Below are 14,575 nucleotides of genomic sequence, written 5' to 3' on the forward strand. Positions count from 1 at the left end.
CGCTTTTTATCAAGCCTTGATAATTTTGTTGGACGCCAGGTCCCAGGTGGTGGCTGCGGTACCTTCTTTGGTGCCGTCGTCTTTCTGGGTGGTCAGTTCCCACTTGATCTTGGTGAAATTCAGCGACAGGGTTTCTACCGGTTTGCCGCCTGTACCGCCACTGACGCTGACGTTGGAGACGATCACGTTGGTCAGGGTGTAAACGATGAACGCCATGATCTGGCCGCTCTCTTCGGAGGCGTTACGACCGATGGTGATCTTGGCTTCGGTGATCGGCTTGCCCGAGCAGCAGTAGATGTTCAGGTCAGGGGTCGAGGAGTCGATGAACTTGGTCAGCACGAATTCGCCGACATGCGGCTTGCCCGAGGTCCGCTCCGAGTTACTGACGTCGTTGGTGACTTGCAGGGCCACGTTGTGGCTGTAGGACATGATTTCGATCTTGTCGACATAGCCTTCGATCAGCGAGTCACCTTTGATCGTGCTGCCCAGGTCCAGAATGATTGCATCCATCGGGTGTATTCCTTAGTACGGCGTATAGGGGTGATGGCCCGCCGCGAACGGCGGGCCAGGCAATCAGGCTGCAGCCGATGGCGGCAAGGCTGCGACCAGGCGGATCGAGGCGGTCAGCTCTTCGAGCTGGAAGTGCGGGCGCAGGAACACCGTGGCGCGGTAGCTGCCCGGACGGCCAGGCACCTCGGTGACATCGACACGGGCTTCACGCAACGGGTACTGCGCCTTGATTTCCTGCGGCGCGTTGTCGTTGATCAGCACGTAGTCGGCGATCCAGTTGTTCAGATAGGTCTGAACATTGTCGCGGGTCGAAAAGCTGCCGACCTTGTCGCGCATGATGACCTTGAGGTAATGGGCAAACCGCGAAGCGGCCAGCACATACGGCAGCATGCTCGATACCCGCGCGTTGGCGTTTGCATCGAAGGTCTTGTAGGCCTGTGGCTTGTTGGTGGTCTGGCCACCGAAAAACACCGCGTCGTTGCTGTTCTTGCGATGGCACAGGGCGATGAAGCCCAGGCTGTCGAGTTCTTTCTCGCGACGGTCGGTGATCGCCACTTCAGTCGGGCAATTGATGGCCTGATCGCCTGCGGTGGTCAGGAACTGGTACAGCGGCAGGTCCGATACCACGCCACCGCCTTCAGGCCCACGAATCGCGGCACACCAGCGGTAGTGGGCAAACGCATCGGTGATGCGCTGGGTCAGCAGCCAGGCCGCATTGCCCCAGAGGAATTTATCCGGGTCGGTCTTGTGCTGGCCAAGGTCGGAGAACTTGATGACTTCGCCGTTCTGGCGAGTGACATCGTCCTCACCCAGGTGGACGTTCTCGGTGAAGCTGGCCAGGCCCGGCACCGGGGCATTGACCGGGTCGTATGGCTGGCGCGCCAGGTAGTGCGGCAGCACCATCGAGACATAACGCGAGTCTTCGGTCTCACGAAACTTGTTCCACTCGATCAGCGCGGTGCTTTCGAACACCTTGGTCAGGTCGCGTGGCACGCCCAGGTCGGCGAAGCTCTTGAGGTCGAACAACAACGGGCTGGCGGCGGTGATCAGCGGGGCGTGTGCGGCGGCGGCGACGTTCGACAGCTTGGTCAGCAGCTTGATGTCGGGCACGCTGCGGCCGAACTCGTAATCGCCCATCAGCACGCTGAACGGGTTGCCGCCGAAGGTGCCGTATTCTTCTTCGTAGACTTTCTTGAACAGCGCGCTCTGGTCGAACTCGATGGCTTTTTCCAGATCCTTGGCCAGCTCGGCCTTGCTGACGTTGAGCAGGCGCAGTTTCAGCGAAGAACTGGTCTCGGTGTTGGAGACCAACTGGTGCAGGCCGCGCCAGGACGCTTCAAGCTTCTGCAGTTTCTTGTTGTGCAGAATGAGGTTGAGCCGGGCGCTGATCTGGTCGTCGAGTTCCTTGATCCGCTCGCTGATGTAATGGCGTGGATCCTGGCCGGGCGCAGGCTTGGTGGCCTTGACCTCGGTAGCAAGCACTTCCAGCATCTCGCGGGCCTGAACCTGCTCCGCCTCGCGCTGGGTAGTGTCGGCAGACATGGTCATGTTGGAGACGATGTTGGCCAGCAGCGACTCGCTTTGCGTCTGGGTGGTTGTGGATGAAGCAGAAGACTCATTGGGCATGGATTATTCCTCCGTGGACGGACGCGGATCGGGATTAGGGCTGTTTGGCAGGCGTGTCAGTGTTGTCGTCCGTGACATCCGTGACATCGGCAGGCGGCGCAGGCAATTCACCCTGCTGATCGCCCTGCAATTGCGCGATCTGCTCGATGCTGGACAAGCCCAGCCCCAGACTGTTGTCCAGTGCTTCGTTGCCATCGAGTTTGATCAGCAGATCCTGCAAGACCCGGCGCTTCTCGAACAAGGCTTTCAAATCATCGACCTGGCCCACAATGTTTTCCGGGCTGAAGTCTTCAATACGGTTGAATGTCAGCTGGATGGAACCGGTGTCGCTGTCGGAAACTTTGAAATCCAGGGTCGGTTTGATCTTCTCCAATACGGTGTTGAAACTGTCGCGATCAATATCCACAAAGCCGCGTTTATCCAGTGAAAGCTTGCCATCCAATGTGTCGCCAGACAGGTCGGAAAGAATTCCTACCACCAACGGTAATTCTTTGTTTTCAAGGGCGTTGCCAATTTCTACATCGTAGGTAATCTGCACCCGCGGCGGCCGATTGCGGCCCAGATAATGCTGTTTGCTTTCCGGTTTCGCTGCCATGCCTTACTCCTTTGGTGGCCTCGCCGGGAAGGCGCCAGGCGCACACTGTCGACAATTTCTGACTGCCAGGCGGAACTCCCGTAGGAAAGCTGGCTGTGCAAAACATTAGAAGAAGGCTATAAGAATGCAAGACATTTCTTACAAAACTTGTATTGGAATCGTATGTATTTAATAAAGTTCCCTACATTCAAAACAGTGCTTGTGATGACGACCGCTTTTCTGATAAACGGTTGCAGCCTGTTTGCGCCCAGCGTGGAATTAAATACGGTGCGGATCGATGTTGAACTCAAAGCCAACAATGACACACCGGTGGCACTGGACTTTGTCGCGGCCAGCGATGCCGCAATGTTTGAACGCCTCAAGGCCACCACGGCCAGCCAGTGGTTCGAACAGCGTCAGCAACTGCAACGCGATTATCCGGGCGGCGTGCGGATCTGGAGCCTGGAGGTGGTGCCCGGACAACTGCTGGATGTGAACAACATCCCGCTGCATGGCCGCAAGGCCGAGGGGCTGTTGATTTTTGCCCGCTACAGCACACCGGGCGCACACCGCCTGCTGCTTCAGAAGCAACACAGCATCTGGCTGAAACTGGGCAACCGCGAAATGCGCTTGCTCGATGCCAAGGGGCAATAAACGCAGTTTTTTCAGGATGGCCAGGAGTCGAGGATGCGCAGTACCCCGGATGCAGTTTGCTGGAACGATGGCATGCACTTGCTGCCCCAGCATTTCCAGTTGCAAAGCCTGCGCGCCGAAAGCCTGAGCGCCCAATTGGCAGCCAATGCCAGACCCTGGTACTGGGGCGTGCAAACGGTACAAATCGACAAGCTGGCGCTCGGTGCCGGGCTGGTGCAGATCAAGGCGCTCAGTGCGGTGCTGCCCGACGGGCTGGCGGTGGATTTCGACCCGATCAAAGACAAGGATTTTGTCCCGCAACTGAAAGTCACCCCGCAGGATTTCGGCGACCAGCGCAGCCTGCTGGTGTATCTGGCGGTTGACCCCTTGTGGAGCGCAGGTCAACTGGTGTCGCTGGTGGGTCGCCTGCGCTCGGACAACACCACCGGCGTGCTCGACCTGAGCACCGGCTCACACCCTGAAAACGTCACGGTCTGGCGCCCGCACCTGCGTCTGGTACTGGCTGCGGGCCGCTCAGACTCTGTGCACCTGCCGCTGCTGCGTCTGGGCTGTGAAGACAACACCATCAGCCTGCTGCCCTACACACCGCCCTGCCCCCTGCTGCTGCCTGATTCACCGATTGGTGCGCGCATCGCAGAGCTGTGCCAACTGGTACGCGACAAGTGCAAATACCTCGCCGGGCGCTGGCGCCAGGCCCACGACACCGGGCAGAACAACGAAAGCGCCGAACTGCGCATGCAGATGAGCGCCCTGTGGGCACGCTTGCCAGAGTTGCAAGCCAACCTGGAGACCGGCGTCGCGACCCCGGCCTCGCTGTACCTGCAACTGACCGGCATGGCTGGCGCCGTGGCCAGCCTGCAACCGGAACTTGGTGTGCGGGCCTTTTCGCCGCTGGACTTTGAAGACCTGCAAAGCGGCTTCGATGAAGTCCTGCAATGGCTTGAGTTACGCGTCAAGCTGATTCGCAGTGGCTATGACCGGCGCCCGTTCAGCAAGACCCAGAACGTATTTTTCATCACCCTGACCGACACCGGCAAAGCGGCCCAGCAACTGGTCATCGGTTTGCGCATGCCGGCAGGCTCCGCCCCGCAAGCTGCAAGCGAATGGCTACAGCAGGCCAACATCGCCTCACGCGAGCACCTGCCCGCCTTGCAGCGTCAGCGCGGTGGTGGCTTGTCGTTCAAGCCGCTGCAACGCAAGGATCAAGTGGCTTACGGGGTCGATGAGAATACCCAGTTGTTCATGGTCGACGCGCAAGGTGGATGGTTCCGGGCCGATCACGAACTGTGCCTGTACATGCCGCCCAACAGCGACAAGGCGGCGCCCGTAGAAGTCATCATGCTCGACAAAAGCCAACCGGACTGAACCGTCTCAGGGATCGACCGCACATGTTTGAGAACGACTCATCACTGCACGGCGCGAACGTCGAGAGCGCACCGCTGAGCGCCGCGCTCAACAGGGCCTGGGGCGAATGGCTGCTGTTCTGGCAGGACCTGCCCGTCACCCTGCCGGCCGACGACCAGGTGGCCAGGGTCGCCGAGCAAGTGAGCCTGATCGCCCGCCGCTTGTGGCGCAGCACCTATGCCGCAGTTGGCGAAGCGCATGGCGAACAGGCCAAGGACACGCTGTCGGCGTTCGTGGCGCTGGTCGATGAGTTTCTGTTGTTCAATCCCTGGGCCGGGCAAACACAGTGGATCGAACAACCGATGGAAAGCCGGCTGTTCAAGACCCGCATGGCCGGCGACCACTTGCCGGTGAAAATCAAGAAACTGCTCGACACCCGCGACCCGGCGCAGCGCGACCTGGCGCGGGTGTATCTGCTGTGCCTGAACCTGGGCTTTCAGGGTCGTTTGCGCAACGGTAACGGCAAGGGCCTGCATGAAAAATGGCGCCGCAGCCTGTTCACGTTCATCTACCGGCGCCCGCCGTCGCTGGATGAAGTGCAGACGCAAATGGAGCAACTGGGCGCACGCCCCGCCCAGCAGATGCCGCAACGCAGCAGCCTGCCCGATGGCTACCGGCTGGCGCTGGCGCTGAGCCTGGGATTGATCTTGCTCATCGGCCTGGGCCAGGGCCTGTGGTGGAGCATCGAACAACACATTGACCCCAGCCTGACCCTCAGGCTGACGCAGCCCGCGACGGAGCAGAGCCATTGATGAATTATCTGGACCTGGTTGTGGCCGGCGTGCTGCTGCTGGTCATTGTGGTGTTTTTTGTCTGGAGGTTCTGCGCCGTACACCTGAGCGGGGCCAGCCGCAGTTTTTATCAGGCCGTGCGCGAGTGGGAACTGAACCTGGGGGTTAACGACCGCTACGAAACGCCCTGGCTGCTGATGGTCGGTGACGACGCGCTGGCCACGCCCCTGCTGCAAGGCTGGGGCCTGCAAAGCACCACACGCCCGGCCTGGTTCGGCCGCTGGTGGTATGGCCCCGACGGCGCGGTACTGGTCGTACCGGGCGCCTTGTTCAATCATGGCGAAAACGCCAGCGTACAACTCAAGCTGTGGCGCCAGTTGCTCGGCCTGCTGGTCCAGAGCCGCGCACGCCGGCCACTCGATGCGGTGATCTGGCTCAGCACTGTCGAGCACCTGCTCGATGACCAGCACAGCGTGGTCACCGCCCAGGCCGCACGGCGCAAGTTCATCGACCTGCAACAGCGTCTGGGCCTGAGCCTGCCGGTGTACATGGTGTTCAGTGGTGGCGAAGGCGTACCGGGCCTGGTCAACCTGATCAATGCGCTGCCCACCAGCACCTATGATCTGCCGCTGGGCTGGACCTCGCCGTACACCGCTCAGACCGCCTGGCACCCGAGCTGGATTACCCAGGCGGTCAGCCAGATGCAGCAATCGATCGAAGGCCTGATCGTTGAACTGGGTACCCTGCGTGGCGAGACGGACGCCGACCTTTACCAGTTGCCGCACCACTTGCAAGCCCTGCATGACCCGCTGCAAACCCTCTGCGACCCGGTGTTTCAGGGCAATGCCCTGGGTGAAGCACCGCGCTTGCGCGGGGTGTATTTCACCGTGGCCGGCAACGCCGTGCTGCACCGCGAGCTGCCGGCCGACTTCGATCCGTTTGCCGAAGACAGTGAACAAGGCAGCGAACCACCGCTGTTTACCCGGCGCCTGTGGCGCCAGCGCATCGTCGCCGAACAAGGCCTGGCGCAACCGATCAGCCGAATCCTGCAACTGCGTCAGCGCTGGCACCGCATGCTGGGCCTGGGCGCACTGGCCCTCGGGCTGATCTGGCTGCTGGGCATGCTCTGGATGTGGAACGTGCGCACTCAGGATGCAGAACGCCTGGCACGCTTGCTCAACGACAACAACGGGCTGGTCGCCCAGGGCCAGGACGATGAAATTGCCCGGCAACGCATCAATGGCTTCTGGCACTTGCTGAGCGCCACACCGCGCTGGCAACTGAGCACCGCCGTGCTGCCTGGCTCGCGCTTCTACGGCCTGGATCAACGCCTGGAACAAACCCTGCAGCAACGCGCCCGCGAGCAACTGTTCAGCCCCATCAGGCAACGCCTGGAAAACGACAGGAACCAGCTCGGCACAGCCCAGCCTGCGCAAAGCACGACGGCCAACAGTGACGAGGCCTGGCAACAAGCGGTGCGCATCGTCGACGACGCGCAAAAACTGGAGCGGCGCAGCAACCTGTTCAATCAAGGCATCGAAGTCAGCGAACGACCGCTGGACGAGGCCAGCCTGCTGGCCAACGAGCTGTTCGGCCTGGCATTGCAACCGCGAAACCTGTCGCTCGATGAGCAGTACCAACGCATGCTCAACGATCCTGAGCTACCGCTGGCCGCCTCGCTGGATCTGGCCCCGATCAAGAATCAGGTGGCGCAGCGTTATCTGGCCGCCACGCGCCTGTGGCTCGACACGCTGTTTGCCAGCGCCGATTTCAGCCAGCTCGCCACCATCCTCAACAGCCATTTGAGCAAGCTGCAAGCCGGCCAGCGCACCAGCCTGACCGAGCTTGAAGAAATCGATGCCTCCATCGACCGCCTGCGCCTGCTGATCGCCCAGACCAACGCGGCCTGGAGCCAGAACACCTCGACCGAACTGACCGCCGGCTACAAGGAGGTCATGCAACGCGCCCGGCAGAGCAGCCTGATCGGCCCGGCCGTCGTCGATCAGATCGAAAACTACGCCAAGACCACCAAGCGCACGTTTTATGACCGCTGGCTGGAGCGCGGCGATCAACAACAAAGCGTTCTGCGCCAGCAAAGCGGCGGCACCCTGGAGTTGCAAAGCAACCTGGAAAAACTCGACCAGAGCATTCAGATTCTGATGCGCGAAGAGTTCATTCAGGCGGCGATGAACCAGACCAGCCTGTTGCCGAGAACCTCTGACGGCCTGCGCAATATCGACAACAATGGCCTGGTGGCGGTCTTGCAGTACTACGCCAGCTACCAGAATTTCCTGACCCAGCAAGTGGCCGAATTGCCGCCGGTGTACCGCAAGGGCCTGATCGCCTCGGCCCGCTGGGCAGTGGACGTCGCCATGTGGCAACGCCTGACGACACGCGCCGACACCCCGCAAAGCTGGCTCAACAACGCCAGCCAGCCCTTCGACCTGCCGCTGGACAAAGCCCTGCAACTGCTGCAGGCCGTGGCCGATGTCGGCGATAACCGCCAGGTCGAACTGCTGCGTCAGGAATTCAACAGCCGCGCCCTGAGTGAGCTGCGCCGCACGGTCAATGACCTGCAAAGCCTGCCGGTGCTGCGTTCGCCCATCGACTTCAGTCGCTGGGACGGCACCCGCAACCTGGCCTTGCGCAGCTATCGCGAGCCCGATGTGGCCTCGCTCAAGCAGTCGATGAGCCGTCAGTACACGCTGATCATCGACGCCTTGAGCCAGGTCAATCCATCGATTGAATGGCTGACCAGCCAGCGCGATTTCTTGTCCGGCAGCGACCTGGACCTGATTGACAGTATTGGCGACACCGTGCGCTCGATGAAAAAGTTCAGCGAGCAAAACCCCACCAGCCCCGCCTTGATGTACCAGCAACTGGTGACGCATGAGTTCAACGAAATGGACATGAGCAACTGCAACAAGCTGCTCACGACATCTTTGCTGCCGCAAGAAAGCGGGCGTTTCTCGGTGCTGGCGCGTACCTCCTGGGATGCAGCCCGCCAGCGCTGCTCGGCCCTGCAGAACTACACCTCGGCGGTGGCCTGGCAACAGATGTCGGTGTACTTCAATACCTATCTGGCGGGCCGCTTTCCGTTCAGCAACAAAGAAAGCGCGGTAGACGCCAACCCCGACCGGGTCCGCGAGTTTCTTGAGCTGATCGACAAGTACCTGGCCGATGCCTACAAAGGCCTGCCGGACAGCCTGTCGAGCAACAGCGGTGCGGCGGCCGAGTTTCTGTTCAACCTGCAAAAGGCCCGTGCCTGGCTCGGGCCGATCCTGATTCGCGACAAAGAGGGTCTGCGCGGCCTGGACCTGGAAGTGCGCTGGCGCAGCGACCGCGAAGAAGAACGCGGCGCCGACCAGATCATCGAATGGAGCCTGGAGACCGGCCCGCGTCAGGTCAGCTACCCGGCCGAAGCCATCAGCCACGCCAACTGGACCGTCGGCGAACCGGTAAACCTGACCCTGCGCTGGGCACAGGGCAGCAATCAGCGGCCACTGGACGACCCGCGCCAGACCGCCCTGGCCGTCACCGACCTGAGCGCCAGCTGGGGGTACGAAGGGCCATGGGCGTTGCTGCGCATGATCCGCGCCAATCAGGCGATCAACCACTTCACCGCCCAGGGCGACGGCGACCGACCGCTGGCCCTGCAACTGCCACTGCGCACCCAGAGCCGCAATGCCGGCGCCTTGATGTTCCTGCGCTTTTCGCTCAAGGCGATTGGCGGCAAACAGCCGTTGACCTTGAGTGAACTGCCGGTGCGCGTGCCGCCGTCCCCCTACCCGACCATCGATCCGCTGCCCGCGCTGACGACCACTGCCGAGTTCACACCATGACCGATTCCATCACCCTTGACAGCCTGCGCCAGGCACTGCCGGATCTGCTCGCCGCGATTCCCGGCGACCACGCGGTGGGGCACAGCCTCAAGGACTCTCACGAAGTCGACCGGCTGCGCGAGGCGCGCCGTGAAGACGACGCCAGCCTGCCACGCGGCGTGTGGGAGCATGACCTCAAGCGCAGCAACTGGCCCAAGGTCGAAGCGCTCGCCACCCAACTGTTGCGCCAGCGCAGCAAAGACCTGATGGTCGCGGTCTGGCTGGGCGAGGCCTGGTTGCAGCGCTACCGGCTGGTGGGGTTGTGCGTGGCCCTGGAACTGCTCGCCGAACTGGGCGAGCGTTACGGCGGCCACCTCTACCCGCGTGCGGAAGATGAAGACCCTGGCTGGCTGGCCCCGCCGCTGGCCTGGGCAGCGCGCAACTACAGCGAAGTGCTCAATGTGCGCATGCCGATGCTGGTATCAGAGTCCCGCGACTTTGAAGGCCTGACCCACGCCCAGTGGATGCATGCACAGAAGCTGCGGCGCAACACCAGCGAAAACAAACGCATCCAGGCCGAGGCCAAGCAAGCCGAAGACCTGCTGCGCCAGTGGGCAGAGTCGGTGCTGCAAATACCGGCGCGCGAGATCGCCCAACAGATACAGGTGCTGAACGCTTGCCTGGTCAACCTGGAACGCCTCAATCGCTGGAGCGACCAGCACCTGGGCGAAGAAGCCCCCAGCTTCATTGCCTTGCAGCACGCCCTGGAACTTCAGCGCCAGGCCCAGCAGGAATTTCTCTCCATGCACCCTGAACCTGTCCCGGAACCTGAGCCGGAACCGGTTGCCGCCCCGGTTGTCGCCGCCGTCGCCAGCCCGGCAGCCGCCCCCGCACCGGTTGCGCAACTGCCGGCCGGCACACCGCAATCGCGCGAAGCGGCTTATCAGCAGTTAAAGGTGATTTCCGAATACCTGGCCAAGATCGAACCGCACAGCCCGGTGCCGTACCTGATCGATCGCGGCATCGAATGGGGCAATAAACCGCTGCGCGATTTGCTCGGTGAACTGGTCAATGCCGATGTGGATACGCGCAGGATCTGGTCGGTGTTGGGGGTGTTGCCTTAACTGCTATTTTCAACCGTCAGTGGAGCCTGATCATGTTCGGCATCGAAACACTTAACCCTTCCGAACTGCGGGAGCATCTACACGCGCTTTTCCAGCCCATCAGAGAACAGAAACCCACGGGCAACCCTATATCCCACACTCGTCTCGACTATCACTTTGAAAGCAAATATGAAGGTGCTATCAGAAATGGACGCTGGGATGCTGAATCAGATGCCTATGATCTGCTGAGCAACAGGACCAAGGATTTGATGATTGCCGCCAAACTGGGGCATCTATGGCTGATGCATCACGGCGCTGCAGGGCTGCCACTTGCTTTGGACCTGCTGACGGGCCTGTGCAAGGCATTTTCTACAGAGCTTTATCCGCGCGATCCAGACGATGCCCAGAGCACCCAACGGCTCACCATCGCTCTAAGCTGGGCAGCAAGCACCTACGCAAGCACCCTGCTTTATTACACGCCCTTGCTGGGCGTTCAAGGCTCCTTTTCCAACCCCATAACATTGTCGAACTGGATCTCCATGCATAACCTCGCAACCGGAGCGGGCTATCAGCAAGATAGTGTCGTGCAGGGCCAACGCTTGGTGGTGCAGTATCAGGCTGCTGTTGACGTGCTACCTGACAGCCATATTATCGAATCCATCCAGGCACTGAGAAACGCCTCACCGTCCTTGCAGGCTTTGGCGAGCGCGAGCCTTGAACATCTGCCGGGTGAGCAACCAAGACTGCAAGAGCTGCAGAACGCCCTGGATAAATTGTGCGATTTCTATCAGGACCTGCTCGACAAACGCCCTGCTATCGTAGAGGCACCACCGGCCACTCTCCCTGAAATCACGCTTGCCCCCGATGCCCCGCGCAATCATCCGGCTTCACGGGAAGCGGCCTACCAGCAACTGCAGTCGATCGCCGAGTACCTGGCCATTATCGAACCGCACAGCCCGGTGCCGTATCTGATCAACCGTGGCGTCGAGTGGGGCAGCATGCCCTTGCATCAATTGCTGGAACAACTGGCCAAAAGCAATATTGACCATCAGGACCTGTGGTCAGGGCTAGGTATTTTTCCGCACACGCCATCGTGACGAAGGTCGCCGGGCAGGCTCAGGTTGAAGTAGATGCCGGCCCGGTGCACACAATGGCCCCACTCCTGGCAGCCTCGCTGATGGCCTCGGTAATGATCAGGTTACGCAACCCGTCGCGTACCGTGACTAGCGGCGCGTCAAGCCCACGGATCACCCGGCAGAAATGCTCCAGTTGCAGCGCCAGCGGGTCACGCCGTTCGACTTGGGCCACTGCTGCCTGGAACGGGGAGAACCAGGAACGCGGCTGCGAACCATAGTGCTTGATGCGCAAGGTCGGCACCGCCAGCGAGCCGTTCTTGCCGCTGATCACATAGCAGTCTTCGTCGTCATACGACGGGTAGCTGGCGTTCTCTTGCGAGGTCTGCTCCCAACTGCGCGCACACGCGGCCGAGTCCGACAGCAGAAACGAGCCCAGCGCGCCGTTCTCGAAACGCAGGCCGATGCACACCGTGTCCTCGACAGCAAAGCCGCGCGCCGCGTTCGATTGCATGGCCTGCACAGCGACAATCTCGCCGCACAGCGAACGCAGGTTGCCGATCTCATGAATCATGTTGATCAGGATCGGCCCGCCGCCGGCCTGACGCCGCCACGGCGCAGCCTCGAAATAATCATCGGGTTTGTAGAACAGCGCACTGCCCTGCACAGCGACGATATCGCCCAGAACACCTTCGCCAATCACCTCCCGCGCCTGGGCCAACAGCGGGCTGTGTGCACGGTGATGCCCCACCAGCAAACGCGATGCTTTTGCCTCTGACGCCGCCAGCAGCCTTGTTCCTTCCTCGACGCTGAGCGCGACCGGCTTCTCGATCAGGGCGGCGACATTGGCCTCGATGCATTGCAAGGCCTGAAGGACATGCAGCGCATTGGGCGTCGCCAGAATCACGCCATCGGGTTTGCCTGCGGCGAACAATGCCGGCAGATCGGCGTATTGCGCGACACCCAGGCTGGCCAGGTAGTCGGCCGGCAGCGCCACAGGATCGACCACGGCGATCAGTTCACAGGATGCACTGGCCTGCACCAGTTCGATATGACGACGGCCGATCAGGCCCACGCCAGCCACGGCGATTTTGATTTTTTCAGACATGGTGTGTTCTTCACGGGGTTTTATTGTTGTCGGTGAGTACTGCTACGATCCAGCCTACTCTCTCCCCGAATCAGCATAATCAGCCCCCATGGAAAGTCAGAATTCTCCAATAACGAACAATGACCCGTTTCTCAGGGATCTGTTGTTGTTCGTCACCATCGCCAAACGTTCGAGTTTCGCCAGTGCCGGCGCCGAGCTAGGCATCTCGCCAGCGCATGTCAGCAAGCGCCTGGCGACTCTGGAGCACACCCTCAACTGCAAGCTGTTCAACCGCACCACGCGGCGGGTGTCGATCACCCGTGAAGGCGAAGCGATGCTGGTCTGGGCGCGCAAAATTCTTGAAGACGTCGAGACCATGCTCGACACCGCCCACGGCGACAAGGTCGAACCCAAGGGCCTGCTGCGCATCACCACCAGCCAGCGACTGGGGCGTTTTCATGTTGCGCCGGTGCTGGCCTTGCTGCGCAAGCGCTACCCGAAACTCGACGTGTGGCTGGAACTGACCGACAAGCGCACTGACCTGATTGGCGAACAGTTCGACATCGATATTCGCGTCGGCGAGATCAGCGAACAGCACCTGATCGCGCACAGGATCGTCAGCAGCGAGCGCATTCTGTGTGCCGCGCCAAGCTACCTTGAACAACGCGGCCACCCCGCCTCACTGGCCGACTTGACCCGCCACGACTGCCTGCTGTTTCGCGACCGCGACAGCAGTTTTGGCCTGTGGCGGCTTGAAGGCCCCAGCGGCATGCAAAGCGTGAAAGTCACCGGCCCCATGGCCGCCAATAACAGCGATATCGTGCGGGAATGGGCACACGATGGCTTCGGCATCATCCTCGCCTCGGCCTGGGATGTGGCGCCCAGTTTTGAGGCCGGCAAACTGGTGCGCCTGTTGCCAGCCTGGCGCCAGGCCGCCGATGTTTCGGCGGTGACCACCGTGCGCGGCTCGGAATCGGAAAAGATCCGGGTGTGCCTGGACTTTCTCAGTCGCCAGTTGAGCGAGGGGCCGCATGCGTTGCGCGGGATCGTCACTCCCCCTGCACTAACCCGCGTTTGAGCCAGCTGTAGAGGTTCAGGCCCTCCTTGGACAACTGCCCTTCCGCACGCCGACAAAGGCAATACGCACGGCCGTCATCCAGCGAATGATCGGCCAGCTTCACCAATTCACCGCGATCCCGCAGCCCGCCAATCAACGGTTCGCGCAGTAAGGCCACGCCAAGCCCGGTCAACGCGGCCGTGAGTGCCAACTGACCGTCTTCGAATAGCAAGCCTTGCAGCGCCGATGGATGACGCAGCCCGGCGGCCTGAAACCATTGGGCCCAGGTGCCGCGTTCTTCGTCGTGAAGTAGCGGCAGTTCGGTCAGCGCCTGGAGTGAATCCAGCGGGCCGTGGCGCTGCAAAAAGGCCGGGCTGCACCACGGCGTGACGGCGCCGGACATCAGCGGTTCGCTGTGATAACCGGGCCAGTGACCGGTGCCGAAACGAATCGAGATGTCAGCCGCATCGCTGGGATAACTGCGGTGGTTGGCGTAGGTGACGTTGACGTCGACGCCGGGGTTTTCGGCGAGAAACTCAGCCAGTCGGGGAATGAACAGATTGATGCCGAACATCGGGATCAGACTGATGGTGATCTGGCGGGTGGCCGATTGTTCACGCACATGGTCGGTGGCGCTGCGCAGTACCGCGAAGGCCGAGCGAATGGCCCGGTAATACTCGCGGCCCTCATCGGTGAGGATCAGGTTACGGCCCTGGCGCGAGGTCAGCGGCTGGCCGAGAAACTCTTCCAGCAGGCGCAACTGATGACTGATCGCCGAGGCCGAGACGTCCAGTTCACGCGCGGCGGCATTGACACCACCGTGACGGGCGAAAGCTTCGAAGGTGCGCACGGCGCGCAACGGTGGGTCGCTGTGCAACTGTTCTAAATTATTCATGTATTGAGCTTAATGCCAATTAGCCGAATTCAAGAACCCA

At 61.2% G+C, this 14,575-nt stretch carries 11 protein-coding genes and 1 pseudogene; 7 read left to right on the plus strand and 5 right to left on the minus strand.

All coding sequences use genetic code 11. From position 1 onward, the window contains the following. Positions 1-9: 9 nt before the first annotated feature. The 3 genes from ACYP2A_RS04065 to tssB form a co-directional block, all read right to left on the minus strand. The gene (locus ACYP2A_RS04065; protein ID WP_459742983.1) at positions 10-510 is read right to left on the minus strand and encodes an Hcp family type VI secretion system effector; all 501 of its coding nucleotides are present in this window, start codon (positions 508-510) and stop codon (positions 10-12) included. A gap of 63 nt (positions 511-573) precedes the next feature. Next, positions 574-2,136 carry a type VI secretion system contractile sheath large subunit gene (gene tssC / locus ACYP2A_RS04070; protein ID WP_459742985.1) on the minus strand — a complete coding sequence of 521 codons (1,563 nt, stop codon included), beginning with the start codon at positions 2,134-2,136 and terminating at the stop codon, positions 574-576. 34 nt (positions 2,137-2,170) lie between these two features. Continuing rightward, a complete protein-coding gene (tssB, locus tag ACYP2A_RS04075; protein WP_459742987.1) occupies positions 2,171-2,731 on the minus strand; it encodes a type VI secretion system contractile sheath small subunit in 561 nt (186 codons plus the stop codon). Between the two features lie 162 nt (positions 2,732-2,893). Between tssB and ACYP2A_RS04080 the strand changes: the two genes are divergently transcribed. From ACYP2A_RS04080 to ACYP2A_RS04105, 6 genes and pseudogenes are all read left to right on the plus strand, one after another. Further along, the gene (locus ACYP2A_RS04080) at positions 2,894-3,364 is read left to right on the plus strand and encodes a type VI secretion protein (RefSeq protein ID WP_459742989.1); all 471 of its coding nucleotides are present in this window, start codon (positions 2,894-2,896) and stop codon (positions 3,362-3,364) included. 33 nt (positions 3,365-3,397) lie between these two features. Next, positions 3,398-4,729, plus strand: coding sequence for a type VI secretion system baseplate subunit TssK (tssK, locus tag ACYP2A_RS04085; RefSeq protein ID WP_459742991.1), 1,332 nt, complete (start codon positions 3,398-3,400; stop codon positions 4,727-4,729). Positions 4,730-4,752: 23 nt separating this feature from the next. After that, a complete protein-coding gene (locus ACYP2A_RS04090) occupies positions 4,753-5,520 on the plus strand; it encodes a DotU family type IV/VI secretion system protein (protein WP_459742993.1) in 768 nt (255 codons plus the stop codon). A 176-nt stretch (positions 5,521-5,696) separates the two neighbouring features. Continuing rightward, positions 5,697-6,569: pseudogene (locus ACYP2A_RS04095) on the plus strand (type VI secretion system protein); the annotation flags it as partial. A gap of 2,768 nt (positions 6,570-9,337) precedes the next feature. Further along, on the plus strand, positions 9,338-10,444 hold the full coding sequence (gene tssA / locus ACYP2A_RS04100) for a type VI secretion system protein TssA (protein WP_459742994.1): 1,107 nt from the start codon (positions 9,338-9,340) through the stop codon (positions 10,442-10,444). 32 nt (positions 10,445-10,476) lie between these two features. Next, on the plus strand, positions 10,477-11,520 hold the full coding sequence (locus ACYP2A_RS04105) for a type VI secretion system protein TssA (RefSeq protein WP_459742995.1): 1,044 nt from the start codon (positions 10,477-10,479) through the stop codon (positions 11,518-11,520). A gap of 19 nt (positions 11,521-11,539) precedes the next feature. Here ACYP2A_RS04105 and ACYP2A_RS04110 read toward each other — a convergent pair whose 3' ends face one another. After that, on the minus strand, positions 11,540-12,604 hold the full coding sequence (locus ACYP2A_RS04110) for a Gfo/Idh/MocA family protein (RefSeq protein WP_459742997.1): 1,065 nt from the start codon (positions 12,602-12,604) through the stop codon (positions 11,540-11,542). 88 nt (positions 12,605-12,692) lie between these two features. Here ACYP2A_RS04110 and ACYP2A_RS04115 point away from each other — a divergent pair, with 88 nt between their 5' ends. Then, positions 12,693-13,661, plus strand: coding sequence for a LysR substrate-binding domain-containing protein (locus tag ACYP2A_RS04115; protein ID WP_459742999.1), 969 nt, complete (start codon positions 12,693-12,695; stop codon positions 13,659-13,661). Here the strand turns inward: ACYP2A_RS04115 and ACYP2A_RS04120 are convergent. Beyond that, positions 13,633-14,535 (minus strand): LysR substrate-binding domain-containing protein, encoded by a 903-nt coding sequence (locus ACYP2A_RS04120; RefSeq protein ID WP_459743001.1) that lies wholly within the window; start codon positions 14,533-14,535, stop codon positions 13,633-13,635. The genes ACYP2A_RS04115 and ACYP2A_RS04120 overlap by 29 nt on opposite strands. Positions 14,536-14,575: the final 40 nt, after the last annotated feature.

Source organism: Pseudomonas sp. 3A(2025), assembly GCF_054589175.1.

Bases quoted from the DNA above. Each gene is read 5' to 3' on its own strand.
- ACYP2A_RS04110 (WP_459742997.1), bottom strand. From the start codon at position 12,604: ATGTCTGAAAAAATCAAAATCGCCGTGGCTGGCGTGGGCCTGATCGGC.
- ACYP2A_RS04120 (WP_459743001.1), bottom strand. From the start codon at position 14,535: ATGAATAATTTAGAACAGTTGCACAGCGACCCACCGTTGCGCGCCGTG.
- ACYP2A_RS04105 (WP_459742995.1), top strand. From the start codon at position 10,477: ATGTTCGGCATCGAAACACTTAACCCTTCCGAACTGCGGGAGCATCTA.
- tssC (WP_459742985.1), bottom strand. From the start codon at position 2,136: ATGCCCAATGAGTCTTCTGCTTCATCCACAACCACCCAGACGCAAAGC.
- ACYP2A_RS04090 (WP_459742993.1), top strand. From the start codon at position 4,753: ATGTTTGAGAACGACTCATCACTGCACGGCGCGAACGTCGAGAGCGCA.
- ACYP2A_RS04080 (WP_459742989.1), top strand. From the start codon at position 2,894: ATGTATTTAATAAAGTTCCCTACATTCAAAACAGTGCTTGTGATGACG.
- tssA (WP_459742994.1), top strand. From the start codon at position 9,338: ATGACCGATTCCATCACCCTTGACAGCCTGCGCCAGGCACTGCCGGAT.
- tssB (WP_459742987.1), bottom strand. From the start codon at position 2,731: ATGGCAGCGAAACCGGAAAGCAAACAGCATTATCTGGGCCGCAATCGG.
- tssK (WP_459742991.1), top strand. From the start codon at position 3,398: ATGCGCAGTACCCCGGATGCAGTTTGCTGGAACGATGGCATGCACTTG.
- ACYP2A_RS04115 (WP_459742999.1), top strand. From the start codon at position 12,693: ATGGAAAGTCAGAATTCTCCAATAACGAACAATGACCCGTTTCTCAGG.
- ACYP2A_RS04065 (WP_459742983.1), bottom strand. From the start codon at position 510: ATGGATGCAATCATTCTGGACCTGGGCAGCACGATCAAAGGTGACTCG.